The organism is Streptomyces sp. NPDC096048 (assembly GCF_044763415.1).
In the GTDB taxonomy this organism is placed as follows: Bacteria; Actinomycetota; Actinomycetes; order Streptomycetales; family Streptomycetaceae; genus Streptomyces.
Genome location: NZ_JBIWGG010000003.1, coordinates 584296 through 608213 on the forward strand (window position 1 = coordinate 584296; position 23918 = coordinate 608213).

Here is a 23918-nt window from a genome sequence, read left to right on the forward strand (position 1 = left end):
CGCTCGTGTGTGGGTGGGGACGACGACAGGAGACGTGACCAAGTGATCGACCGCAAGTCCAAGGCCCTGCTGACCGACCTGATCAAGCAGGTGAAGGCGGTCGAGGCCGACCTCGGCCAGCAGGTACGGGACGGCGAGAGCGTCCTCAAGCCACTGCGCACGGAGTACGGCAAGCTTCAGAAAGCCGACCCCGAGGGGAGCCCGAAGTGGGAAGCCTGGCTGGAGGAGCGGCTGACCGAGCTGCCGGAGGAGCGTGCCGAGCTGGTGCGGGCGGCGGAGGCGGTCGCGGGGCGACTGCGGGCCGAGTACGACCAGGCGTTCAAACTGGGCCGCACGGGTGCAACCTGGAGCGCGTGGCTGGACGAGCGGGTCACGCAGGTCGCGGTGGCGTGGGTACTGGGCACGGTGTTCGTACGGTTCTGCGAGGACAACCGGCTGATCCCTGAGCCGTACCTCACAGGGCCGGACGCCGAGCGACGGGACCTGGCGGAGGCGCGGTACCGGCAGTACGTCGAGGACGAGCAGGATCCGACGTACCGAGGGTGGCTGGAGCGGGCGTTCGCGGAACTGGGCTCCGGGCAGGCCGGCAAGCTGCTGTTCGACGAACGGCGCAACCCGCTGTATCAGATCCCGGTGTCGCACGACGGGGCTCGGGCGCTGGTGGACTTCTGGCGGGAGCGGGGGGACGACGGTGAGCTGGTCCATGATTTCACCGATCCCCTGAACGAGGACGGTACGGAGGGGTGGGACACGCGGTTCCTGGGCGACCTGTACCAGGACCTGTCGGAGGCGGCGCGGAAAACGTACGCGCTGCTCCAGACCCCGGAGTTCGTGGAAGAGTTCATCCTCGACCGGACGATGAACCCGGTGGTGCGGGAGCTGGGCGGGCGCTTCGGCGAGCTGAAGATGATCGACCCTACGTGCGGGTCGGGGCACTTCGTGCTGGGTGCGTTCCGGAGGATGGTCCAGCTGTGGGCGGACCGGGAGCCTGGGCGGGATGTGCATGAGCGGGTTCGGGATGCGTTGAACTCCGTGCACGGGGTGGATCTCAATCCGTTCGCGGTGGCTATTGCGCGGTTCCGGTTGTTGGTGGCGGCGATGGCGGCGTCGGGGGTGCGGACGCTGGCAGAGGCGGGGCGGTACGACTGGCCGATTCATTTGGCGGTGGGTGACTCACTGATCAAGTCTCGGCAGCTCGAAATGACGTTTGGAGATGAGGAGTCCGGAGATCCTTTGGCGGAGTTCTCCTACTCCACCGAAGACGTGCACGAGCACTCGGGGATCCTAGAGCAGGGTCGGTATCACGTCGTGGTGGGGAACCCACCATACATCACGGTTAGGGATAAAAATCTAAATAAACTGTACCGAGAACTCTACAAGTCATGCACAGGGACATACGCTCTAACCGTCCCCTTCGCGGAACGTTTTTTCCAACTGGCAAAGGTAGGGGAGTTCAACGGTCGCGAATATGGAATGGTCGGGCAAATCACCGCCAACTCCTTCATGCACCGTGAATTCGGAAAGCAGCTAATCGAAGATTACTTCGCACACAAGGTGGAATTGACAGAAGTCATCGACTCTTCAGGCGCGAACATCCCCGGACATACCACTCCTACCGTAATCCTGATTGGATGCAGGCGCCCCGGAAGCCAGCGAGCCAACACGATTCGGACCATTCGTGGCATTGAGGGGGAAGCTGCCGCACCTTCGAAAGGCGAGTACGGCCCCGTCTGGAAATCCATCATCGAGCAAGTAGATAACCCAGGGTTTCTAGATAGGTGGATTTCCGTAAGCGACTTGGACCGCAAACGGTACTTTGGCCGCCACCCTTGGGTTCTGATTGCTGGTGGAGTCGAGATGCTTGAACAACTAGATAAAGCGCGTCAATTTCGCGTGAAGGAAGTGGTCGAACCACCGATCGGGCGAGCGATCAGAGCCGGGGCAGACGAAGCCTATATGCGACCCTTGCGAGGTAGCTACCGCACTATCGCTGATCGGCGGGCGCTCCGTCCTCTCATGACGGGCGAGGTCGTGCGAGACTGGACGGCAAAGCCCAGGGAAGCGATTTGGTTTCCTTACGCGGAAGAGCTGCGCGAGTCAGACTTCGAAGCGGAACTATGGCCACTAAGGCGAGTCTTGGAAGCTCGACGCACATTCCAGGGAAGCATGGCTGATGCGGGTCTCAGGTGGTGGGATTACATGCAGTACACCGCCTCTGCCTACGAGACTCCCCTTTCGATCTCCTTCGCTTTCATTGCCACCCACAATCACTTCACCTTGGATAGAGGCGGTAAAGTATTCAATCGCCACGCGCCAGTCATCAAGCTGCGAGAAGGAGCGAGCGAAGAAGAACACTTGAGACTTCTCGGAATCCTCAACAGTTCGACCGCATGCGCTTGGCTCAAGATGGTCAGCTTCTGTAAGGGGAATGCCACAGCAGCAAGCGGGATTCCCGACCAGCCTTGGTCTTGGAATTATGAATTTACAGGGGCGAATCTGCTAGAACTCCCCCTACCTGAGGGATCACCCCTTAAGCTGGCCACTGCTCTCGACCATCTCGCTCAGAAGCTGGCCAGTACCGACCCTTCATCTCAATCTAAAACACCGACTATGGCCTCACTCCGCGAAGCCAGACAAAATTGGGAAGACACCCGCGACCGCATGTTTGGGCTACAGGAAGAACTGGACTGGCACACGTACAGTTTGTTCAACCTTCACTCCCGAGACCTCATTGCAAGCGAGCAGGAGATTCCCCATATCGCTCCGGGCGAACGGGCCTTCGAAATCCACCTCGCACGCCGAATGAAATGCGGCGAGTTGACAACTAAATGGTTCTCGCATCACGGCTACAGGCCCATCACACAAATTCCTGAAAGATGGCCGGAATACTACAGAGATGTGGTCCAAAAGCGCATCGAAGCCATCGAGCACAACCACGTGATCGGCATGATTGAGCGCCCCGAGTACAAGCGCCGGTGGGCTACCGAGGGGTGGGATGCGCTCCAGGAGAAGGCCCTGCGCTCTTGGCTGCTCGACAGGATCGAGAACCGCGAGCTCTGGTTCCAAGATGGCCAGCCGACCATCCTCACCCGTGCGCAGCTCGCCTCCGCGCTCTCTCTCGACGAGGACTTCGTCTCCGTCGCGGAGCTCTACGCCCCTCGCCAAGAGCTGGCAACCGTCGTCGCGGATCTCCTCGCCAACGAGCACGTCCCCTTCCTCGCCGCCCTGCGCTACAAGCCCACCGGCCTGCGGAAGCGCGCCGACTGGGAGCGCGTCTGGGATCTCCAGCGTGAGGAAGACGCCGCCCCGGACGAGCCTGCCAAGCGGAAGATCCGGGACTCGATCCCCGTACCGCCGAAGTACACGTCGGCCGACTTCCTCAAGCCGTCCTACTGGCGCGCCCGCGGGAAGCTGGACGTGCCGAAGGAGCGGTTCATCTCCTACGCCACCGGCGCGATCTCCGGTACTCCGGACCTGTTCGGCTGGGCGGGCTGGGACCACCGTGAGCAAGCTCAGGCGCTCAGTACGTACTTCACCAACCACGACGAGCTGTCCGGCGAGCAGATGACCCCGCTGCTCGCCGGCCTCCTCGAAATCCAGCCCTGGCTCAGCCAGTGGCACGACGAGTTCGACGCCCTGTACGGCGGCTCCCCCGCAGCCTTCTTCGCGGGATATCGGGCCACCCAACAGGGTGAACACGCACTGACCGACGACGACTTGCGGGCCTGGCGTCCTGGGAAGCCAAGCAAGGGCTGATCACCCTGGTGTGCCCTCCCCGCTCTCCTGCACGGAGGGCACACCATCGTCCCGCACGGTCAGCGGCTCGGCTGCGTGCACCCGTAGTGCCGGGCCCTCGTCCAGTCCGAGCACAACGGCGAGTCCGCCAGCCGCATACGACTCGGTGCGCACCGTGCGGACAGCGTGCCACTCACCCCACGCTCGCACTCGTTGCCCAGGCCGCACCATGACAGCCGCGACTTCCCGCCCGACGGGCTCGGCCACGATGTCCGGCGCCTTCAGCTCGGCCCAGACGGTTTTCCCGATTCCACCCGTGCGCTCATCCACTCCCCAGCGATGAGCCAAAGCCTCCACGAGCAACAACCCACGTCCGCCGATCTCGTCGTCCCCAGGCGCTCGCACTTCGGGCCTCCCCGCGCCCGCGTCACTGACTTCCAGCCGCAACACCCCGTCTGTCAGGGACCGCGCGATTCGTACGCCCACCTGCCGATCACTCGGCACTGGTACGCGCAGTGCGTTGGTCACCAGCTCCGAGAGCACCAATTCAGCAGTATCCAGGACATCTTCGTTGATGCCCCAGGCACTGAGCACGGCGTGCAGCATGGCGCGCGCCCGAGGAGCACTGGCGCGACTCCGCGGCAGGCGACAGGTGATCTCGTTGGTGGATGCGCTGGTCCGCTTGGTCATGGCGACCCCCGAGGGTTCGACGGCAGTGGCGAAGTCCCCGCACGACAGCTCAGGATTGCGCTGCGTGCCTCCTTCATCAGACTGAACGCCCGACAGAGCAACTCGCAACGTTGACAAGTGGATCGAAGTCCTTTCTCATCCTTTCGAGTGAGCGCCAGACGCAAGAGGACACGACTCTGCTACAAGAGAACTCATGAACATGCGCGGTACGACCGACCGGCCTTCCACCGTTCTGGGACGACAGTTGGGCGACGAGTTGCGCCGGTACCGAGAGGCAGCGGGCTTGTCCACAACCGAGGCCGCGGAGGCGCTTGACTGCACCAAGGGCAAGATCAGCCGAATGGAGAACGGCCGCGTCCTGGTACGCACTCCAGATGTGATCGCCCTGTTGCACGCCTACGGGATCACTGACCCCGCGACTCACGAGCGCCTCACCGTCCTCACACGTGCGGCGAACCGCCGGCGTCGCCAAGGCTGGTGGCACCAGTACGGCTCCGTGCTCGGTGAGACATATCGCGACCAGATCGAGATGGAGGCCGTCTGCAACAGCATCCGCACGTACCAAGTTCAGTTGGTACCCGGCCTCTTGCAGACCGCCGAGTATGGACGCGCAGTAACGGTCGCCTCGCGCGCCTGGCAGACGGCTGAAGATATCGACCAGTTCGTTCAGGTGCGACTCGCCCGACAGGAACGGCTCACGGGCGATGATCCGTTGGAGTTCTGGGCAGTACTCGCCGAAGGCGTTCTGCACCAGCAGGTCGGCGGGCCGGGCGTCATGCGCGACCAGCTCGACCACTTGGCACACATGGCCGAGCAGCCCAACATCACCGTTCAGGTGCTGCCGTTCTCTCGTGGAGCGCACTCGGGTATGTTCGGGCCTTACCTGCTGCTGAGCTTTCCGCAGATGGCATCGCTCGACCTCGTTCTGACAGAGACACCGACCGGCAACATGTGGATGGAGCAGGAGCCTGAAGTCGCTCGGTACCGTGCCTTCTTCGACGACGCACGGACAGGGGCACTGCCACCGGCGGAATCGCTCTCGCTGATCCGACGTGTAGCCAAGGAGTATCAGTCATGAGCCACAAACCTGGTATATCGCCGAACCTAGAAGCGGTGTGGCGGAGGAGCAGCTACAGCGGCGGACAGGGCGACTGCGTCGAGGTCGCCGACAACATCCCCACCCTCGTCCCCGTCCGAGACAGCAAGCGCCCCGCCGGACCGGTGATCACTTTCGCCCCCCGCGCCTGGCGCACCTTCGTCTCCCACCTGAGCTGAAGCCGGCACTCTCAAGGCCGCTCCGCCCCCCATCCAGCACGCCTACGTGCATAACTCAGAGCACCTGCGTCGCTACTCACTTTCTCCATACTATGGTTCACTTGAGTATGTTCAATATGAGCAACCTCGAAAGGTGACCCATGCCAGGCTTCGTAGGCCGCACGTCCGAGCTGGCCGCCCTCGACCGCCACCTCGACTGGGTGCGCGAGGGCCGGGGCGACCAGCGCGGACGGGCCCTGCTCCTCCGCGGCCGGCGCCGGGTCGGGAAGTCACGGCTCGTGGACCTCTTCTGTGAGCGCGCACAGGTCCCCTACGTCGTCCACCAGGCCACCCGAGGCGAGGACGCCCAACGGGAACGGGCCCGCTTTCTCGACGAGGTCCGGCACTCCTCTCTGCCCGACACCGCCCTGCTCACGGGCGTCACGACCGTCGCCGAATGGGAGACCGCCCTGCGCCAGCTCGCGGCCGTGCTCCCGGACGACTCCCCCAGCGTCGTCGTGCTCGATGAGCTGCCGTGGATGCTCGAAGGCGACCCGGTCCTGGAAGGCACCCTGCAGACCGTGTGGGACCGGGTACTGAGCCGCAAGCCCGTGCTACTCGTCCTCATCGGCAGCGATCTCGCCATGATGGAGCAGCTGTCCGCCTACGGCCGCCCCTTCCACCAACGGGGGGTGGAGATGGTCCTGGCGCCCCTCTCCCCCGCCGAGGTCATGGAAATGACCGCGCTCCCCGCCGCCGACGCCTTCGACGCGCACCTGATCACCGGCGGTCTGCCCCTCGTCTGCCAGGAGTGGGGGGAGGGTGAGAGCCGCACCGACTTCCTGTCTCGCGCCCTCGACGACCCCACCTCCCCCCTCCTCGTCTCCGCCGAGCGGGCGCTGGCCGCCGAGTTCCCGACCGCCCTCCAGGCCAGGCACGTGCTCTCCGTGATCGGCAGTGGCGAGCGGACCTTCGGGACTATCGCCGCGAAGGCCGGGGCAGCCGACCGGCCTCTCCCGCCCGGCTCCCTCACCCCCGCCCTGCACACCCTCACGGACAAGCGGCTGATCGCCGTCGACACCCCGCTCTCCGCCCGCTCCGGTGACCGCGACCGCCGCTACCGCGTCGCCGATCCCTACCTGCGCTTCTGGCTCGCCTTCCTGGAGCAGGGGATCCCGGAGATCGAGCGCGGGCGCGGGCGGATCGTGGTCGAGGCGGTCGAGCGCGGCTGGACCTCGTGGCGCGGGCGGGCGATCGAACCGGTCGTACGGGAATCCCTGGGCCGGCTGCTGCCCGACGGCACGTGGCCGCGGGTGAGAGAGGTGGGCGGCTGGTGGCCTCGTACGAACAATCCGGAGGTCGACCTCGTGGGCGCGGACCGGTTTCCGGCACGCGAGATCGGATTCGTCGGCTCGGTCAAGTGGCACGAGCGAGGCTCTTTCGACCGCCGGGCCCTGGCCTCGCTGGCCCGGGACGCCCTTGCCGTCCCAGGGACCGACGAGGACACTCCCTTGGTCGCGGTGTCCCGCTCAGGGTTCACGGTGGACGGCCTGGCGGCGACGTACGGACCCGAGCAGCTGATGGAGGCCTGGGCTTCCCCGGTGTGAGCGCCCTCCCCCGTGTCGGAACCGCCCGATACGATCGAAGGCCGTGCCCACGGGTGAGCGAGGACGGACAGTGCTCGCGGACAGCGTGCGGTGCCGGTCAGCGTTCTTGGTCCCGGTCGACGGGGACGCGCCGCGCTGCCCGGTGGACGTGGGCGTGGACGTACCGCACGAAGTACCCGAAGTAGACGAAACGCAGGAGACGCGAGACAGAGATGGCACCGACCGCCGCCACGGCCCCCCTCCTCCGGGATGTCATCGACATCAAGACGTCCATCTCCACGTCCGACTTCGTCCTGAAGCTGGCCGAGGCCGTCACCGAGGAGGGCGCCGAGCGGGCGCTGCGGGACTACGTCGTCACCGAGCGTCTTCTCGAGAATTTCGACGAGGCGCTGAGTCTGATCAAGACCGCGCTGGACGGTCAGACGTCGAAGGCCGCGTACCTGCACGGTTCGTTCGGTTCCGGTAAGTCGCACTTCATGGCCGTGCTGCACGCGCTGCTGCGGGGCGACGCGGCCGCACGTGCCCGGACCGACTTCGATCCGGTGCTGGCCAAGCACGAGTGGCTGAGCACCGACGGGAAGAAGTTCCTACTCGTGCCGTACCACATGCTGGGGGCCAAGTCCCTGGAGCAGCGGGTGCTCGGCGGGTATGTCAGTCATGTCAAGGCGCTGCGCCCCGATGCGTCCACCCCGCAGGTCTACCGGACCGACTCCCTCTTCGCGGACATCCGCGCGCTGCGGGACCGTATGGGCGACGAGAAGTTCATCGAGGGGCTCGCCGGGGCGGCGGCCGACGAGGGCTCCGTCGACGTCGACGACGAGTGGGGCGACTCCTTCGCCTGGACCCCGGCGCTTCTCGACACCGCCCTCGCCGCCGAGGAGCTGGACGGCGCCGAGGTCAACCTGAACCTGGTCAACCCGACCACCCCGGCCGAGCTGCGGGCCAAGCTGGTGCACGACGCGAGTACCAGCTGGTTCCCCGGCTTCGCGCAGAACGCCGCAGAGGACGAGCACGGCTTCATCTCGCTCGACGCCGGTCTCGCCGTCATCGCCGAGCACGCGAAGTCGCTGAAGTACGACGGACTGATCCTGTTCATGGACGAGCTGATCCTTTGGCTCGCCAACCGCATCCACGACCAGAAGTTCGTCTCCCGCGAAGCGGACAAGATCACCAACTTCGTCGAGGGTGCCGACTCGCGTCGCGCCATCCCGATCGTGTCGTTCATCGCACGGCAGCGAGACCTGCGGGAGCTGGTCGGTCAGGCGGTCTCCGGGGCTGCCGAGACGGCGATCCAGGACAGCCTCAACCTCGCCTCCGGACGCTTCGACAAGATCACGCTGGAGGACCGTAACCTCCCGCAGATCGCCCACGCCCGTCTCCTGAGGCCCAGGGACGCGGAGGCCGCCGCCCAGCTCGACGCGGCGTTCGCGAAGATCAAGCGGGTCGGGCCCCAGGTGTGGGACGTGCTGCTGGGCAGCGACGAGGGGACGACCGGTGCCGACGAGGCGTCGTTCCGGCTGACGTATCCCTTCTCGCCCTCCTTCATGGACACGCTGGTCCACATCTCCTCGGCGCTGCAGCGCTCCCGCACCGGTCTGAAGCTGATGGGGCAGTTGCTGGCCGATCACCGCGACGACGCGACGCTGGAGCAGCTCATCCCCCTCGGTGACCTGTACCCCGTCATCGCCGACGGCGGCGACAAGCCCTTCGTCGACAGTCTGAAGGCGGAGTTCCAGGCCGCGGACAAGCTGTACCGCACCAAGCTGCGGCCCTACCTCCTCGCGATGTACGACGTCACCGAGGAGGACGTCGAGCGTTACCGCCACCGCCGCGAGACCGTCACCGACCAAGGACATCTCCAGCGGTGCAAGGCGTTCGTGGGCGACGACCGGCTGATGTGCACGCTGCTGCTGTCCGCGCTGGCGCCCAGCGTGCCCGCACTGCGCGACCTGACGATCCGACGGCTCGCGGCCCTCAACCACGGGTCGGTCATCTCCCCCATCCCGGGGGCGGAAGTCGGTGCGATCCAGTCCAAGGTCGACGAGTGGGCCGCACGCTTCCCGGAGATCAAGCCCACCGGCACCAGGACCAACCCGGGCGTACGGCTCGAGCTGGCCGGCGTGGACGTGGACTCCGTCCTCGCCAACGCCAAGGTCAACGACAACCGCTCCAACCGCCGTGCCCTCGCCAAGCGGCTGCTCGCCGAGGAACTGGGCATCGAACTCCGGGAGCGGCTCACCGCGGACGAGCTGCAGTTCGTCTGGCGCGGCTCGCACCGCACGATGGAGGTCGTCTTCGGCAACATCGCCGACCACGACGACCTGCAGGACCACGACTTCGCCCCCAGCCAGGACGGGCTGTGGCGGATGATCATCGATCTGCCGTACGACGAGGGCGAGTACGGGCCGCGCGAGGACGCCAACCGCATGGCCGAGCTCCGGCGGCTTCCCGGGGACCGGCCGCGGACGGTGGGGTGGATCCCCACGCACCTTTCCACCGGCCGCTTCCACGACTTCCAGCGGCTGGTCGTCATCCACTACGCGCTCGCCGACCAGCGGCGTTTCGACACTAGCTACGCCCAGCACCTGAACGCCGACAACCGGGCGCGTGCCAAGGCACTTCTGGAAGACCAGCGCGAGACGCTCACCAAGACCGTGAAGGCGGCCTTCAAGCAGGCCTACGGTCTCGCGGCCAAGAAGCCGGGCGACGTCAACCCGGACTTCAACGAGCACCTGGAGCCGCTGCCCGACGTGCCGGATCTGCGTGTCTCCATCGGGCAGTCCCTGCGTGACGCGGCCCGGCACGTCGCGGGCAAGCTGCTGGCCCAGCAGTTCCCCGCGCACCCGGACTTCGATCCAGACGGCACGGGGACCGTCGTCAAGGTCGCCGACGCGCGGGCCGTGTTCGGACACATCCGCGCCGCGGTGGAGGCCGGTGACCGCCAGGCGGAAATCCCCGCCAACCAGCGGGCGCTCATGCGTCGCATCGCCACACCTCTTGGGCTCGGCCAGCAGAAAGAGGCGTACTTCCGGCTGTCGACCCGCTGGCCGGAGCACTTCGCCCTCCAGGCGCGCGGCGAGGCCGGTCCCGGCGATCTGAGCGTCGGCCGGCTCACCGAATGGATCGACCGTCCCGCCACGATGGGCCTGGAGCCGTTCCTCGCCCACCTCGTCATCGCGTCGTACGCGGAGATGGACGACCGCGTCTGGGTACGGGCCGGTGCGCTGCTCGATCCTCCGCCCGAGCTTTCGGCGATCAAGCCGCAGGACGCGCTGCGTTCGCAGCCGCTGCCGGAGGAGGACGTCTGGGAGGAGGCGGGCCGCCGCTACTGGGAGATCTTCGGCGAGGAGCCACCCAGGCTGCGCAGGGGCCGCATGGTCGGCCAGTTCGCCCGGCGGATCACGGAGCAGGCCCGCGCGTATCAGCCGCACGCGGCGGATCTGGTGGCGCAGTTGGAGAAGCACGCCACGGTGCTCGGCCTGGACGGCACCGACGAGTCCGGTCGGCTGGCCATCGCCCGCCGAGCCCGCGACCTGCTGGACGAACTGCGTGCGCCGGAGCAGGGCGCGGTCGGCGGTTCCGCCGCGGCCAAGCAGATCATCTCCGCCTTCGCCGGCTTCGATCTCGCCGACGTTCCGACGAGCCGCTACGGGGCGTCGGTCAAGCAGGCCGAGGCCGTCGCGGCCGCCCTGGCCACCGCGGCATGGGACATGCTCAAGCTCGCGCCCAACTACGGGCCGCAGGGCGAGGCCGTGCTGGAGGAGCTGCGCGGTGCGGCGCGTGTCGATCAGCGCACCAAGGACCTCAAGGAGGCTCTGCGGGAGGCACGGCGGTCCATCGTCGCCGTCATCGAGCGCAGCCAGGCACGCACCAGCGACCCACGACGGGCATACGCCGCTCCCGCCCCGGCCGAACCTCTCACCAAGCCCGACGCGATCAGTCTGAACACCGACGGCAGCGAGCCGCCCGTACCCTCCACCCACCCCGGGACCGGCGGCGGACCACGTGCGGGACGACGCTCGGGCGGAGGCCGGACCACAGCCTCCCGTGCGCTGGCCGAGTTGCGCACCGAACTGGCCGAACTGGCGGCTGCCGAACCCGACGCGGAGATCGAGATCAGCTGGCGGGTCGTGGAATGACCGGACGGCGGCGAGCGAAGAGGGCGTGGGAGCAGTGAGTACGGCGGCCATGGCCACCACCAGCGCGGTGCGGCTCAACACCGCGACCATCACTCAGTACCTGGGTTCGGAGCCCGGTCTCAAGCCGGACAAGCGCAGGGCCGTGCTGCTGCGCGCCGAGCCCTCCTGGGACGGCCCCGACGAACTGTCGTGGGGTGAGCAGCGACGCGCCCGGATCGCGGTGGCGCCCTCTCCTCTAGGCGTGTACGAGCTGATCCTCGCGCACCAGAAGCCGTCGGCCACCGGGCCCGACGTGCTGGTGGTACTCACCGACCGCGAGGAGGCGGAGCTCGGGCCGGACCTGCTGGCCAAGGTGCACCGGCAGCGGGTCAACGCCGTCGACACCTGGGACGTCGTACGGGAGGCGTTCGGTGCGAGCGCTCCCGATCACCGGCTGTTCGAGGAGAACTGGGCCGCCGAGGCGCTGCTGGACGCCGCTCCGCCGCACGGCGGTTGGCCGAAGCTGGCGGGCGGCGTGCTGTCACGGCGCGAGGCGCTGACCGCTCTCGCTCTGCGCAGGCTGGGTATCGGCCGCTACGACCCGGACGCGGAATCCTCCCGCTCCTCGGCGGGAGGCGGTGGTGACGAGCTGGACATTCACACTCTGCTGCGGTGGTCCCTCGCCCCTGGCGGTCCCGAACGGCTCCTGGCGCTGAGAGCTCCCGAGCGTGCCGGGCTCGTGCGGTTCCTCGGCGAGGAAGAGCAGGCCGGGCGCGCGGGGCAGGCCCTGCTCGCCCTCGTCACGGCGGAGCACGGACCGGACGCCGTCGCGTTCGGGCTGGTCTGCGCGGCGCTGTGGGGGCATGCCGACACAACGGCGGACGCCGAGGACTATCGGGCCCGGGGGCGGGCCGAGCGGTGGTTCGGAGAGGAGCCGCCCGCCGAAGGGCAGCACCTGGACGCGCTCGCGGCGGCCTTCGGACGCTCCTGTGAGGAGTTCGTCTCCGCCCTGCTGCAGACGGGGCGCGCGGACAGCGACGAAACCGCGGCGGAGGCCCGGCGGCTGACCGGCTACGTACTCGACCGGGCCGCCACCCTCGCACGTCAATTCGGGGCAGAACGGGCCGCGGGAACGAGCCCCGTGCTCGCTGCCGGGCTCGAAGCGCGCTTCACCACTGCCGGTGAGGCGCTGTCCCACGGTGCCCCCGAGCGGATCGTCCCCGCGGTGAAGGCCCTCGGCGAGCACCGGCTCGCCCGGGACCCCGATCACGGCGTCCGTATCGGTCGGGTGCGCATGGCGCAGCGGCTGACCCGTTGGCTCGCGACCGATCCCGCGGTGGAAACCGCCTCCGTGGCCGACGCCGTCGCCCGTCACGTCACCGAGACGGGCTGGGTGGACCTGGCGCTGGAGCACATCGAGTCCGGAGGCGACCCCGACCCCGCACTCCGGTCCGCGTACGACACTCTGTGCGCCTCCGCACGCGAGCGTCGGCGTGAGATCGACCGACACTTCGCCCAGATGCTCGCCGCACGGGCGGCCACCGACCGTGGTCCCGGCGGAATGTTGGCCGTCGAGACGTTCCTCCCCGAGGTCGTCGCGCCGGTGGTGAAGGCCGGAGAGCGCAGAGTGCTGCTCCTCGTACTGGACGGTATGAGCGCCGCCATCGCCGCCGAGCTCGGCGACCAACTGCGCGACCACTGGGCCGAGTACGATCCGCTGCCCCGGGCGAAGGGCACCCCTCGGCGCCGGGCGATGGCAGCCGCGCTCCCCACCGTCACGGCCGTGTCGCGGACCTCGCTGTTCGCAGCCCGGCTGATGAAGGGCACGCAGGCCGACGAGAAGAAGCTGTTCCCCGCTCACCGCTTCTGGGGCGGGGAGGATGTCGCGGTCTTCCACAAGGATGATCTGCGCGCCGAGAGCAGTGGCCAGCCGTTCGGGCCCGAACTGCGCGACGCGCTCGTGGGCGACCGCGCGCATGTGGCGGTGGTCCTCAACACCGTGGACGACCGGCTGGCCTCCGAGCAGAAGATCGGCGACGGTGCCTGGCGGCTGTCCGACATAGGGGGGCTGCGTGCGCTGCTTCGAGCCGCAGCCGACCAGGGCCGAGCAGTGATCATCACCAGCGACCACGGCCACGTCGTCGACCGGCGGTCGGCGCGCGTCGACGCCGACGGCGTACGCTCCGCCCGGCATCGTGCCCCCGGCGGGCCCCTCGCGGAGCAGGAAATCGTGCTGACGGGCCCTCGGGTCCTCGACCCGGAACCGGACAGCCGGATCGTCGCCCTCTGGGATGCCGACTCCCGGTACACATCCCGCAAGGCCGGCTACCACGGCGGTGTCGCACTGGCCGAGTTCGCCATACCGGTGATGGCCTTCCTGCCCTTCGGAGCGAAGCCGCCGAGCGGCTGGCGGGAACTGGGTAATCCCCAGCCGACCTGGTGGTCGCTGACCCACGGCGAGGAACAGCCTTCACGGACGCCGCCTTCGGCACCGGTACCGAAGAAGGCGGCGCCCAAAAAGATCAGGAGCGAGACGGCACTCGCCGGGAGCCACGAGGCGCTGTTCGACGTGGCGCTGGTTCCCTCGGCGTCCGAGGACGGTGCGCTGCTCTCCGCAGCGCTTGTGTCGCCGGTGGATGCCCTGGTCGAAGCTCTCCTGAAGTCGGAGGTCTTCACGGCTCAGGTGCAGCTGCTGGCCCGCAAACCGGACCTCGCGCGGGTGGAGCAGGCCGTACACGCTCTGCTGGACTCGGGCGGCACCCTGCCGATGACCGCTCTGGCCCAACGCGTCGGACTTCCCGCGAGTCGGCCGGCCGACGGTTTCGCCGCCGTGCTGCGGCAACTGCTCAATCACGACGGTGTCCAGGTGCTGGAGACCCTGCCGGACGGCCGGACCCTCCGGTTGCACACCGGACTGCTGCGGGACCAGTTCGAGTTGAGTTGAGGGGGAGTGATGCCTGCCCCGGGATTCCGGGGCAGGCATCGCCGCCCGTCAAGTGAGCTGGCGCAGCAGACCCGCGAACTGACGCAGGTCCTGACTCCGCTGAGCCGACAGCGGCTCGGGGTCGAAGTGCGCGATCTGATTACGGATGACGCGCACCCGGTCGAGCTGGTGCACGAACTGAACTCGGTTCACCCCCGGCCAACCCAGGGTCTGCCAGTTCTGGTCGGCCGCCGCGCACAGGGCCTCTTTGCGGTGTCCCTGCTTGTTGCGCTGATCGCCGTCGAGCAGCATCACGTACTGGCCGAACATGAGATCGGCGATCTTCCCCGTCTTCCTGTCGTTGTGCTGGACCGCGCGGATGGCTTCCTCGCCGAGCCTCGCACCAAGGCATTTACGCAGCCGGAACTCGATCTCGCCGATGACGAAGAACGGCCACGCCGTCGCGTCGAAGCGCTGGGTGATGTCCGCGGCCGTGACGATGCCGCTGATGCGCCCGTTATGAGCCCTGACCAGCACGTAGCCGTGCTCACACACGTTGGCGAGCATGGCGAAGAAGTCGTCGTGGGCGTGGGCGACCGGCGGGTCCTCCACGATCGCGTTGGACAGCGCCGCCTCCGCACCGGTGGCGTACATCTTGGCCACCGAGCGCCAGGTGACCACGCCGGCCACCGTGTACCGGTCCTCCAGGACCGGGACCTGGGAGTAGTTCTTCGTGTGCATGATGTACGTCGCCTCGGTGAGGTCCGAGGCAGGGGTGACCGAGTCGACCCCGGCGTGGGCACACGGCAGGTCTCCGACCCGGAAGGGCTGCGCGGGCAGCGCGCCGGGCAGCAGTCCCGCCTCGTCCTCTTGCTCCTCGTCGGCCGTGTCCTGCTGCTCCGGCGCCGCGGATTCCTGGGCGACGATGTGGATCTCGGACTGGCTGCCGCAGGTGGCGAAGTACGGCAGGGTCGCGAGACCGACGTCCTTCAGCCTCTGCTCGATGACCAGGATCGCCTGGTCGTTGCGGAACCGGGTGTCGAAACAGGTCAGGAGCTCGACGAGAGGTATACGGAGGCCCTTGAGCGCGAGCAGTTCGTCATCGGAGGGGTTTCGGAGCACGGCCGCGTCACCCGGCCTTCGTGTCGCGGAACACGGTGCGCTTGCCCATGGCTGACATGACCAGCTCCAGTAGTTGCTTGGACCTGCCCACGTAGAACTGCTCGAAATCGCCCGCGTGCAGCGCGCCCGGGTCGATGAGGTGTGTGCCGATCACATCGTCGAACCACTCGGGACGCATGCCCGACTCCAGCGCGAGCGTCTTGAGGTAGCCGGCGGGCGATCCGGTCATGCTCTTGCTGGCCCGGAGCGACAGAGGTGTCTTGTTGATGATCGAGTTGGCCCTGTTGCTGTAGGCCTTGTGGTTCTTGTCGATCCACGACTTGGGGAAGATCTGACGAACGTCCACGCTGTACTCGGCCAGTCGCGCCGCGTTCAGGGGCGCCTCGGTGAAGTACCAGTCCACGGCACCCTGCTTGACCAGAAGGGCGTAGATACCCTTGTAGGCGGCGCTGTTGCGTGTGCTCAGGGTGTCCAGCCGGTCGTCCAGGAAGGCCGCCTCGGCGATCGTGTCGGGGACCACCTCGGAGTTGCCCCGCAGACGCTCGACGAGTTGTTCCACGTCGCGGGTGAAGCGGCTCTCCGTCGAACCGCCGTACATCTCGCCGAGCACACCGCACCAGAACCACTGGGTGAGCAGTTCGTCGGCCGCCTCGGTGTCGGTTCTCTCGCCCAGAATGGTCCGCACGGCGGCCAGCGGTACGAGCTGGGTGCGATAGGGCAGGTCGGCAGCCCGCACGATGCACTGCCGCTCCAGGAAAGTCCCCACCCACTCGAAGGCCTCCGCCACGCGCGGAGCGAGCTGGCTGAAGTCGGCGAGCGGCAGTTCCAGCAAGTCACGGCGCTTGCAGGAGACCGCGGCGCGCGGCTCCTGCCGCTTGCGCTCCCAGGTGCGGACGAGCGCCACCGCCTGGAGGAAGTCACTGCTGCTGAGCCCGTCCTCGACGCCGGCCTCCATGCGTCCGAACACGGGGTGCGACGCGGTCAGGCCCTTCTTGATGTCCAGCCAGACATCGGGGAGTTTGAAGTAGTCGCCGTGCCGGGCCACGTACTCCTGGTTGCCCGCGTAGGTCGCCGTCAGCAGTTCGAAGACGTTGAGCGGCACACCGCCGGTGTTCACCCGCTCGAACACGGCGCATACCGCGTCCATGGTCGTCGAGGCCCCGAGCTTGATCATCGGCACTTGGAACGACTGCATACGGCTGAGCACGAACTGCTGGAACTGTCCCCAGAGCCCCCAGTTAGTGACGTCGACCTTGACGAACTCCTGGTGCCAGGCGTTGACACGCTGGGTGTCGAACACGTAGTGGAGCGGGAAGTACCCGGCGATGCACTCTCCCTCGTCGGTCGTCAGGTCAATGGTGTCCCTGCGGTTGAAGCCGGTCTTCAGGATCCGGTCCTCGGGCACGGACACGATGGCGTCGTCACGGTCGGCCGGCGATCCGATGGCCTTGGCGATGTCGATGTAGTACCAGCGCCTCAGTTCCTTACCGCGGGCGTCCACCGTCTCGACGGGGCGGTCCCGATGCAGCGCCTGGAACAGGGACGTCAGACGCTGCTGCCCGTCGAGCAGCAGGAGGTCCGGCACCCTGGCCTGCGCATCCTCGGCGCCTTTGAGCGTCCGGGTGCGGAACGGTGATGTGCCGTTGGTCTGCAGTGCCATCACCACGCCCAGCGGATAGTCGAGCGTCACAGTCGCGATGAGGGCCCGGATCCGCTCGTCGTCCCACTTCCATTCACGTTGGAAGTCCGGGAGCTGTAGCGCGCCGGACGCGACGTCCGCGAGCGCGTCGCTGAGTTTCAGACTGTCGAGTGCCACGCCGTGTCTTCCCGTGTCGTACCTGAGCGGTGGGTCACCACCGGTCACCGGCGGTGAACCTACAATTGCATCAACGGAGTTGCGGAGAGTCAAGGCAGTTGAAGGACATTCTGGGCGGCTGTCCACGGGCCCGGTCACCCAGGGGCTCCGGTTCCGTTCCACCCCCTTCACGGACTGCATCCAGACATCCGGGTCGAATGGGAGACTGTCCGGGTGAGGATAGACAGCCCTGGTGGAAGCGGGTCCGTAAGTGCTGCCCGGCGTCGCGGCGTGATCGACGCCCTGCGCCGAGGAGCCGTTCCGGAAAGCGGACTGGACCTGCTGGCGACCGGCCTGGACCGCTTCGGAACCGCGCTCGACGCGGAACTCGATGCCGTCAGGTCGGGGGCCTCGGTTTTCAAGGCCGTGCGCGGTGAGTACGGGTCGGGCAAGACGTTCTTCGCACGGTGGCTCGGCGAACGTGCCAAACGGCGCAACTTCGCCGTCGCCGAGATCCAGATCTCGGAAACCGAGACCCCGCTGCACAGACTCGAGACCGTCTACCGTCGCCTCACCGAGCGGCTGGCCACGCCCGGATTCCCGCCGAGCGCGCTCCGGCCGGTCGTGGACGCGTGGTTCTACGCCCTTGAAGAGGACGCGCTTGCCGCCGGAGCCGGCGAGCACGAACTGCCCGGCAGGGTCGAACAGCTGATGACAGCCCGGCTCACGGAGGTGTCCCGGCACGCCCCGTCGTTCTCAGCGGCCCTGCGGGGTTACCGTGCCGCGATCGAGGCGGGCGACGAGGCCACCGCCTCGGCCGTCATGGCCTGGCTGGGTGGGCAGCCGCACGTGGCCGCCGCCGCCCGCAAAAGCGCCGGGGTACGTGGCGACCTCGATCACTTCGGTGCTCTCGGCTTTCTGCAGGGATTGCTCACCGTCCTGCGCGACTCGGGGCATTCGGGGCTGCTCGTCGTCCTGGACGAGGTCGAGACCCTGCAACGGGTCCGCTCCGACGCCCGCGACAAGGCGCTGAACGCACTGCGGCAGCTCATCGACGAGGTGCACTCCGGGCGCTTCCCCGGTCTCTACCTGCTGATCACGGGCACACCCGCGTTCTACGACGGCCGACAGGGCGTGCAGCGGCTGGCCCCGCTGGCCCAGCGACTGGCCACGGACTTCACCACCGACCCCCGCTTCGACAACCTGCGTGCCGTCCAGCTCAGGCTGGACGGCTTCACCCAGGACTCGCTCGTCGCCCTCGGTCTGACCATCCGGGACCTGTACGCGTCCGGATCGTCCGCCGCCGAGCGCGTCAAGGAAGTGGCGGACAACGCGTACGTCGCCGACCTGGCCACAGCCGTCGGCGGGGCACTGGGGGGCAAGGTAGGCGTCGCGCCCCGTCTCTTCCTCAAGAAGCTCGTCGGCGACGTCCTCGACCGTGTCGACCAGTTCGAGGACTTCGATCCGCGCAGACATTACGCGCTCACGGTGAACACCTCGGAGCTGACCGAGGTCGAGCGCAACGCCGTGGCTGCCGGCGACGCCGACGACATCGAACTGGACCTTCCGTGAGCGACGTGGCACCGGAACCGATGGACCTTCTTCACTCGGGGCTGGTCCACCACGTCGTGAACACCCTGGGCTGGCCCGGCCTGCGTCCCCTCCAGGAAGAGGCGATCACCCCCCTGACGAACGGCACGGACGCCGTGCTGATCGCGCCCACCGCAGGCGGGAAGACCGAGGCCGCCTGCTTCCCGCTGCTGTCGCGGATGGCCCGGGAGAAATGGGACGGTACCTCGGTCCTCTACGTGTGTCCGCTGAAGGCGCTGCTCAACAATCTCCTGCCCCGGCTGGAGACGTACACCTCCTGGCTCGGGCGCACGGCCGCGCTGTGGCACGGCGACGTCACACATTCCCGCCGCAAACGCGTTCTGCGCGAACGACCGGATGTGCTGCTGACCACTCCCGAATCGCTGGAGGCCATGCTGGTCAGCACGAATGTCGATCATCGTGCTTTTTTCTCCGGGCTGCGGACGATCGTCGTCGACGAGGTGCACGCGTTCGCGGGCGACGACCGGGGGTGGCACCTGCTGGCCGTGCTGGAACGGTTGGAGCGGGTGGCCGGACGTCCCGTGCAGCGTGTCGGGCTGTCCGCGACCGTGGGGAACCCGGATGAACTGCTCACGTGGTTGCAGGGAGCGAGGGCCGGACAGCGCGCGGCGCGGGTCGTCGCCCCGCACCTGAGGGAGAAGGCACCAGAACTCCCGCCTCCCGGCGATGTCCAGCTCGACTACGTCGGTTCCCTGGCCAACGCCGCGACGGTGATCACGGCACTGCACCGGGGCGAGAAGCGGCTGGTCTTCTGTGAATCACGCAAGGAAGTCGAGGAACTCGGCGCCGCACTGCGTGCGAAGGGCGTGACCACCTTCCTGTCCCACGCGTCGCTGTCCGCGGACGAGCGGCGGCGGGCGGAGGAGGCCTTCGCAGAGGCTCGGGACTGCGTGATCGTCTCCACCAGCACCCTGGAACTGGGCATCGACGTCGGCGACCTCGACCGGGTCGTCCAGATCGACGCACCCAGCACGGTGGCCTCGTTCCTCCAACGCCTCGGTCGCACCGGCCGGCGGTCCGGTTCCCGCCGCAACTGCCTGTTCCTGGCCACTGACGACGGCGGCCTCCTCACTGCGGCGGCGCTCCTGCTGCTCTGGTCACGCGGTTGGGTGGAGCCGGTCACCGCTCCCCCGGAACCACGGCACATCGCCGCGCAGCAAGTGCTGGCGCTCTGCCTCCAGGAACACCGTGTCGGCGACCGGCTCTGGCCGGAATGGTGGGGAGGACTCGGCCCCTTCGGGCCCTCAGCCGAGCCGATCGTGCGCCACCTTATCGAGGAGGGCTTCCTGGACCGGGACGGCAACCTGTTGTTCATCGGCCCCGAGGCCGAGAAGCGCTTCGGCTACCGGCACTTCATGGATCTCACCGCGGTCTTCACCGCCGCCCCTGAGTTCACGGTACTGTCCGGCCGCACCGAGATCGGTACGACGGACCCCGCGCTGCTCACCGAGGAGGTCGTCGGCCCGCGCCGACTGCTGCTCGCCGGGCGCAGCTGGCAGGTGACGTACATCGACTGGTCGCGCCGCCGCTGCTTCGTCGAGCCGGTGGAGGGCGGCGGGCGGGCCCGCTGGGGCGGCGTCGGCCTGGCCCGTACCACCTCGTACGAGCTGGTCCGGGCGGCACGTGAGGTTCTGCTGGGAGCCACTCCGGCGGTCAGACTCACTCGCCGCGCGGAAGGCGCCCTCGCTCGCGTGCGTGACGAGGGCGCCGAGGTCGTGCACCACGACGGCACTGTCATCGTGCGGGGCGGCCGGGACACGAACGTCCGGTGGTGGACCTGGGCGGGCTATCGGGCCAACGCCACTCTGGCCGCCTCCCTGTCCACTATCGCCGACCCGCTGCAGCGCCCGACGGACACATACGTCCGACTGCGCGAGGACATCACGCCACAGGACTGGAAACAGGCGGCTGCGGACGCCGTCGACCACCTGCGCCTTCCGGAGGTAGACCCCCGCGCACTGGCCGGGCTCAAGTTCAACGCGGCCCTTCCGCCGCGTCTGGCCGAGGCAACGCTCGCAGCTCGAATGGCCGACCTGGACGGTGCTGCGGCGACACTGCGCGAGGCCGTCAGATTCACTATCGGCTGACGGGGAACGCCCAGGCCCGCGAAAGAGCGCCGACCAGGCGCAAAAACAGGTCACGGTACTGGCGGCAGACGAGTCGGGCTGTACGCCGGGTTCTGTTCCGGCGGGTCCTCGCGGGCCCGCCGGCGACGGCCATCCATCTAGGGCCGGCGTTGCCGCCGGCCTCGTGCGGTCTACCCGCGGACTCGGGCGGGCAGCCCTCGAACGTCCGCGCAGGGACACCCTCTCTTTCGAGAAGGCGTCCCCTCTTGACCTTGCTCCGGGTGGGGTTTACCTAGCTGCCCAGGTCACCCTGGGCACTGGTGGTCTCTTACACCACCGTTTCACCCTTACCTGAGACCGAAGTCTCCGGCGGTCTGCTTTCTGTGGCACTGTCCCGCGGGTCACCCCGGGTGGCCGTTAGCCATCACCCTGCCCTGTGGAGCCCGGACGTTCCTCGGGAAGTCCCGTGAGGGACTCCACGCGGCCGCCCGCCCGGCTCGTCTGCCGTGTCGACCATGGTACCCGGCGTGAGCGCGGCTTCGACGTGGTGGCCGTGGCCAGGACCGAGCCGGTGAGAATCAGGGCGAAGGCGGCCAGGACGGTCGCGGTCAGGGGTTCGTCCAGGAAGAGGACACCGGCCGCGACCGCGATCGCCGGGTTGACGTAGGTGATCACCGACGCACGGATCGGGCCGGCCTCCTTGATCAGTTCCAGGAAGGCCACGAAGGCCACCGCGGTGCAGACGACACCGAGGCCGGCGAGGGCGGCGAGGATGTCGGCCGGGGGCAGGGCCGCCGGGCGGGTCGCGACGGCCGCCGGCGCGTAGACGACGGCGGCCAGGACCAGGCAGGGCGTGATGAGGTGCAGCGTCGGGACGCCCTTGAGGTGGCGGGCGGCGATCAGGGGGGCCGTGGCGTAGCCGATGACCGTGACCGACACCTCCGCCAGGGAGAGGGCGTCGCCGCCGGTCAGGTGGGGCACGGTGAGGACGCCGACGCCGCCGAGACCGAGGGCCAGGCCCGTGACGCGGCGGGTGCCCAGCGACTCCGCGGCGCCGAAGAAGCGGGACAGCAGGACGCCGACGATCGGTACGCCCGCGATCAGCAGGCCCGCCGTGGAGCTGGAGAGGTGACGTTCGGCGTCGGTCAGGGTGTACCAGGGGCCGATGATCTCGATGACCGCGAACGCCAGCATCGCCTTCCAGTGCGTGCATACGTTCCGGACCAGGCCCGGTTGGCGCAGCGCGAAGGGGAGCAGGAGCAGCGCGCCCAGCGCACAGCGTGTGAACACCACTCCGGACGGGGACACGTCGTCCACCGCCACTTTGATCATCAGGTAGGGGACGCCCCAGACCACTCCCATCAGGGAGAACAGAAACCAGCCGCGTGCAGTCATGCGGCGAGTCTCGGCCGGGTCAGGCGGCGCCGTCTTGAACGCTGTTGCGGTAGGCCGCCGGGGTCACGCCGAGGACCCTGCGGAACCAGCGGGTCAGGTGCGCCTGGTCGGCGAAGCCCACCAGCGCCGCCACCTCGGCGGGGCGCAGGCCCGCGTCCAGGAGCCCGCGCGCCCTGGCCACCCGGTGCTGGGCGAGCCAGGCGTACGGGGGTATCCCCGTCGTCGTACGGAAGGCGCGCAGGAGCTGGTAGCGGGACAGGCCGAGGTCCGTGGCGAGGTCCGCCAGGGACGGCGGGGCGAGGAGTTCGTCGGCGAGGCGGTCGCGGACGACGCGGGCGATGCGGTCGGCGCCGGGGACGGTGTCGTCGGCCGCGCGGGCCGTGGAGTGGCGGCGGGCCAGCGCCGTGAGCAGCCAGGGAAGGCGGGACTCGGCCTCCAGTGGGTCGGGGCAGCGGGTCAGGTCCGTGTGCGCGGCGCGCAGGGCCGCGGCGAGTTCCGGGTCGTCGAGGACGGGTTCGCGGAAGTGCGGGAGGGTCACGGCGCGAGTTCCGTCGGCGAGGAGGGACGGGGCCGCGTACAGGGCGCGGTACGAGTAGCCGTCGGGGGCGGCCGGGCCGCCGGTGTGCATCTCGCCCGGTTCGAGGACGACGATGGAGCCCGGCCCGGAGTGGATGTGCCCGCCCCGGTAGGCGATGACCTCCAGGCCGCCGACCGTGACCCCGACCGTGAACTCGTCGTGGGCGTGCGGGGCGTAGACGTGGCGGTCGAAGCGGGCGGTCAGGAGGTCGAGGGGTGGGCCGTCCGTTCCCAGCCGGGCCCTGGTCCAGCGTGCCTGTTCGCCGCGTGCGTCCACCGCGTCCCACCCCCTGCCCCAACGGGATCAGAGGAAGTCGCTGGTGTCCAGGTCGAAAGAGAAGGGGGCGGGGAGGGTGAGCGGTTTTCCGAAGGCGACAGTGCAGTGCTGTCGGTAGTCGTCATGACCCGGATCGCTGAACAGCGTGATCGACGATTCCTGACGATCGACGAGCAGGTAGAACGGAATGGCGCCGCGCGCGTACGCACGGCGTTTGGCCTGACGGTCGGCCTTGGGCTTGCTGGAGGTCACCTCCAGCACCAGTGAGACACCGTTACAAAGCATCCAGGGCTCGGCTCCGCGATAGAGCCTGGACCTCTTGGGCGCAAAGGTGCCGTCGGGGATCACATGGTCCGCCAACAGGCCGTCGGCGTTCTTCAGCTTGAGGCCCTTGTTGCCGGAGAACTGCATGCGGGTCACGGAACGCCGGTACATCTGGTCCACGATCAGCTCGATGTAATCCTCATGGTCCCCGTCCGGCGGCGGTGTCACGACGATCTCCCCTTCGATCAGCTCCGCCCGGAACCCCTCCGGGGTGTCCAGGGCGAGAAACCACTCCAGCAAGAGGTCCTGCGTGATCGGTTCGTGGGCCATGGCAGTCATGTCACGCCCCTCCTTCGGTCGCTCGCCAGACTGGGGCATCGGCTGATCACCTGTCCGAGAGATCGGGAACCGCTCCCTCGATCGTGGCACAGGAGCAGCGTCGCTGTCCGGAAGCCGGGCTCCTCGCGCTTGACCCTGCCGCAGCG

General features: G+C 68.2%; 13 protein-coding genes, 1 other RNA gene and 1 pseudogene. 8 read left to right on the forward strand and 7 right to left on the reverse strand.

Features of this window, described 5'->3' with window-relative positions; translation table 11 throughout:
• Positions 1-42: 42 nt before the first annotated feature.
• The gene (gene pglX / locus ACIQ6R_RS10585; RefSeq protein ID WP_404220179.1) at positions 43-3756 is read left to right on the forward strand and encodes a BREX-2 system adenine-specific DNA-methyltransferase PglX; all 3714 of its coding nucleotides are present in this window, start codon (positions 43-45) and stop codon (positions 3754-3756) included.
• Here pglX and ACIQ6R_RS10590 read toward each other — a convergent pair whose 3' ends face one another.
• The gene (locus ACIQ6R_RS10590) at positions 3757-4425 is read right to left on the reverse strand and encodes an ATP-binding protein (protein WP_404220181.1); all 669 of its coding nucleotides are present in this window, start codon (positions 4423-4425) and stop codon (positions 3757-3759) included.
• A gap of 193 nt (positions 4426-4618) precedes the next feature.
• Between ACIQ6R_RS10590 and ACIQ6R_RS10595 the strand changes: the two genes are divergently transcribed.
• From ACIQ6R_RS10595 to pglZ, 5 genes are all read left to right on the forward strand, one after another.
• Complete coding sequence (locus ACIQ6R_RS10595; protein ID WP_404220183.1) at positions 4619-5503, forward strand: helix-turn-helix domain-containing protein; 885 nt, start codon at positions 4619-4621, stop codon at positions 5501-5503.
• On the forward strand, positions 5500-5700 hold the full coding sequence (locus ACIQ6R_RS10600) for a DUF397 domain-containing protein (protein WP_404220185.1): 201 nt from the start codon (positions 5500-5502) through the stop codon (positions 5698-5700). The genes ACIQ6R_RS10595 and ACIQ6R_RS10600 overlap by 4 nt, the downstream gene beginning before the upstream one ends.
• Positions 5701-5840: 140 nt before the next feature.
• A complete protein-coding gene (locus tag ACIQ6R_RS10605) occupies positions 5841-7286 on the forward strand; it encodes an ATP-binding protein (protein ID WP_404220187.1) in 1446 nt (481 codons plus the stop codon).
• A gap of 212 nt (positions 7287-7498) precedes the next feature.
• Complete coding sequence (locus ACIQ6R_RS10610; RefSeq protein WP_404220189.1) at positions 7499-11425, forward strand: phage resistance protein; 3927 nt, start codon at positions 7499-7501, stop codon at positions 11423-11425.
• 49 nt (positions 11426-11474) lie between these two features.
• The gene (gene pglZ / locus ACIQ6R_RS10615; RefSeq protein WP_404220191.1) at positions 11475-14348 is read left to right on the forward strand and encodes a BREX-2 system phosphatase PglZ; all 2874 of its coding nucleotides are present in this window, start codon (positions 11475-11477) and stop codon (positions 14346-14348) included.
• A 48-nt stretch (positions 14349-14396) separates the two neighbouring features.
• Here the strand turns inward: pglZ and ACIQ6R_RS10620 are convergent, their stop codons facing one another.
• Together ACIQ6R_RS10620 and ACIQ6R_RS10625 are read right to left on the reverse strand one after the other, a co-directional pair.
• The gene (locus ACIQ6R_RS10620; RefSeq protein ID WP_404220193.1) at positions 14397-15449 is read right to left on the reverse strand and encodes a CBS domain-containing protein; all 1053 of its coding nucleotides are present in this window, start codon (positions 15447-15449) and stop codon (positions 14397-14399) included.
• Between the two features lie 7 nt (positions 15450-15456).
• Entirely contained in the window at positions 15457-17265 is a 1809-nt protein-coding gene (locus tag ACIQ6R_RS10625) for a DUF262 domain-containing protein (protein WP_404220195.1), read from the reverse strand.
• 213 nt (positions 17266-17478) lie between these two features.
• On the opposite strand from ACIQ6R_RS10625, the gene brxD reads away from it, so the two are divergent.
• Together brxD and ACIQ6R_RS10635 are read left to right on the forward strand one after the other, a co-directional pair.
• Entirely contained in the window at positions 17479-18816 is a 1338-nt protein-coding gene (gene brxD, locus ACIQ6R_RS10630) for a BREX system ATP-binding protein BrxD (protein WP_404220197.1), read from the forward strand.
• A gap of 20 nt (positions 18817-18836) precedes the next feature.
• Positions 18837-20942, forward strand: coding sequence for a DEAD/DEAH box helicase (locus ACIQ6R_RS10635; protein ID WP_404220320.1), 2106 nt, complete (start codon positions 18837-18839; stop codon positions 20940-20942).
• 65 nt (positions 20943-21007) lie between these two features.
• On the opposite strand, the gene rnpB is transcribed toward ACIQ6R_RS10635, so the two are convergent.
• From rnpB to ACIQ6R_RS10655, 4 genes and pseudogenes are all read right to left on the reverse strand, one after another.
• Positions 21008-21421: RNase P RNA component class A (rnpB, locus tag ACIQ6R_RS10640), an RNA gene on the reverse strand.
• 67 nt (positions 21422-21488) lie between these two features.
• Positions 21489-22316: pseudogene (locus ACIQ6R_RS10645) on the reverse strand (DMT family transporter); the annotation flags it as partial.
• A 19-nt stretch (positions 22317-22335) separates the two neighbouring features.
• Positions 22336-23169: an AraC family transcriptional regulator gene (locus tag ACIQ6R_RS10650; protein WP_404220199.1), complete on the reverse strand. Its 834-nt coding sequence runs from the start codon at positions 23167-23169 to the stop codon at positions 22336-22338.
• A gap of 27 nt (positions 23170-23196) precedes the next feature.
• Positions 23197-23763: a Uma2 family endonuclease gene (locus tag ACIQ6R_RS10655; RefSeq protein WP_404175213.1), complete on the reverse strand. Its 567-nt coding sequence runs from the start codon at positions 23761-23763 to the stop codon at positions 23197-23199.
• Between the last annotated feature and the right edge of the window lie 155 nt (positions 23764-23918).

What these genes read in the sequence shown, in the direction of transcription:
- ACIQ6R_RS10590 (WP_404220181.1), bottom strand. Translation starts at nt 4,425, where the DNA reads ATGACCAAGCGGACCAGCGCATCCACCAACGAGATCACCTGTCGCCTG.
- ACIQ6R_RS10595 (WP_404220183.1), top strand. Translation starts at nt 4,619, where the DNA reads ATGAACATGCGCGGTACGACCGACCGGCCTTCCACCGTTCTGGGACGA.
- ACIQ6R_RS10600 (WP_404220185.1), top strand. Translation starts at nt 5,500, where the DNA reads ATGAGCCACAAACCTGGTATATCGCCGAACCTAGAAGCGGTGTGGCGG.
- ACIQ6R_RS10605 (WP_404220187.1), top strand. Translation starts at nt 5,841, where the DNA reads ATGCCAGGCTTCGTAGGCCGCACGTCCGAGCTGGCCGCCCTCGACCGC.
- ACIQ6R_RS10610 (WP_404220189.1), top strand. Translation starts at nt 7,499, where the DNA reads ATGGCACCGACCGCCGCCACGGCCCCCCTCCTCCGGGATGTCATCGAC.
- pglZ (WP_404220191.1), top strand. Translation starts at nt 11,475, where the DNA reads ATGGCCACCACCAGCGCGGTGCGGCTCAACACCGCGACCATCACTCAG.
- ACIQ6R_RS10635 (WP_404220320.1), top strand. Translation starts at nt 18,837, where the DNA reads ATGGACCTTCTTCACTCGGGGCTGGTCCACCACGTCGTGAACACCCTG.
- ACIQ6R_RS10655 (WP_404175213.1), bottom strand. Translation starts at nt 23,763, where the DNA reads ATGGCCCACGAACCGATCACGCAGGACCTCTTGCTGGAGTGGTTTCTC.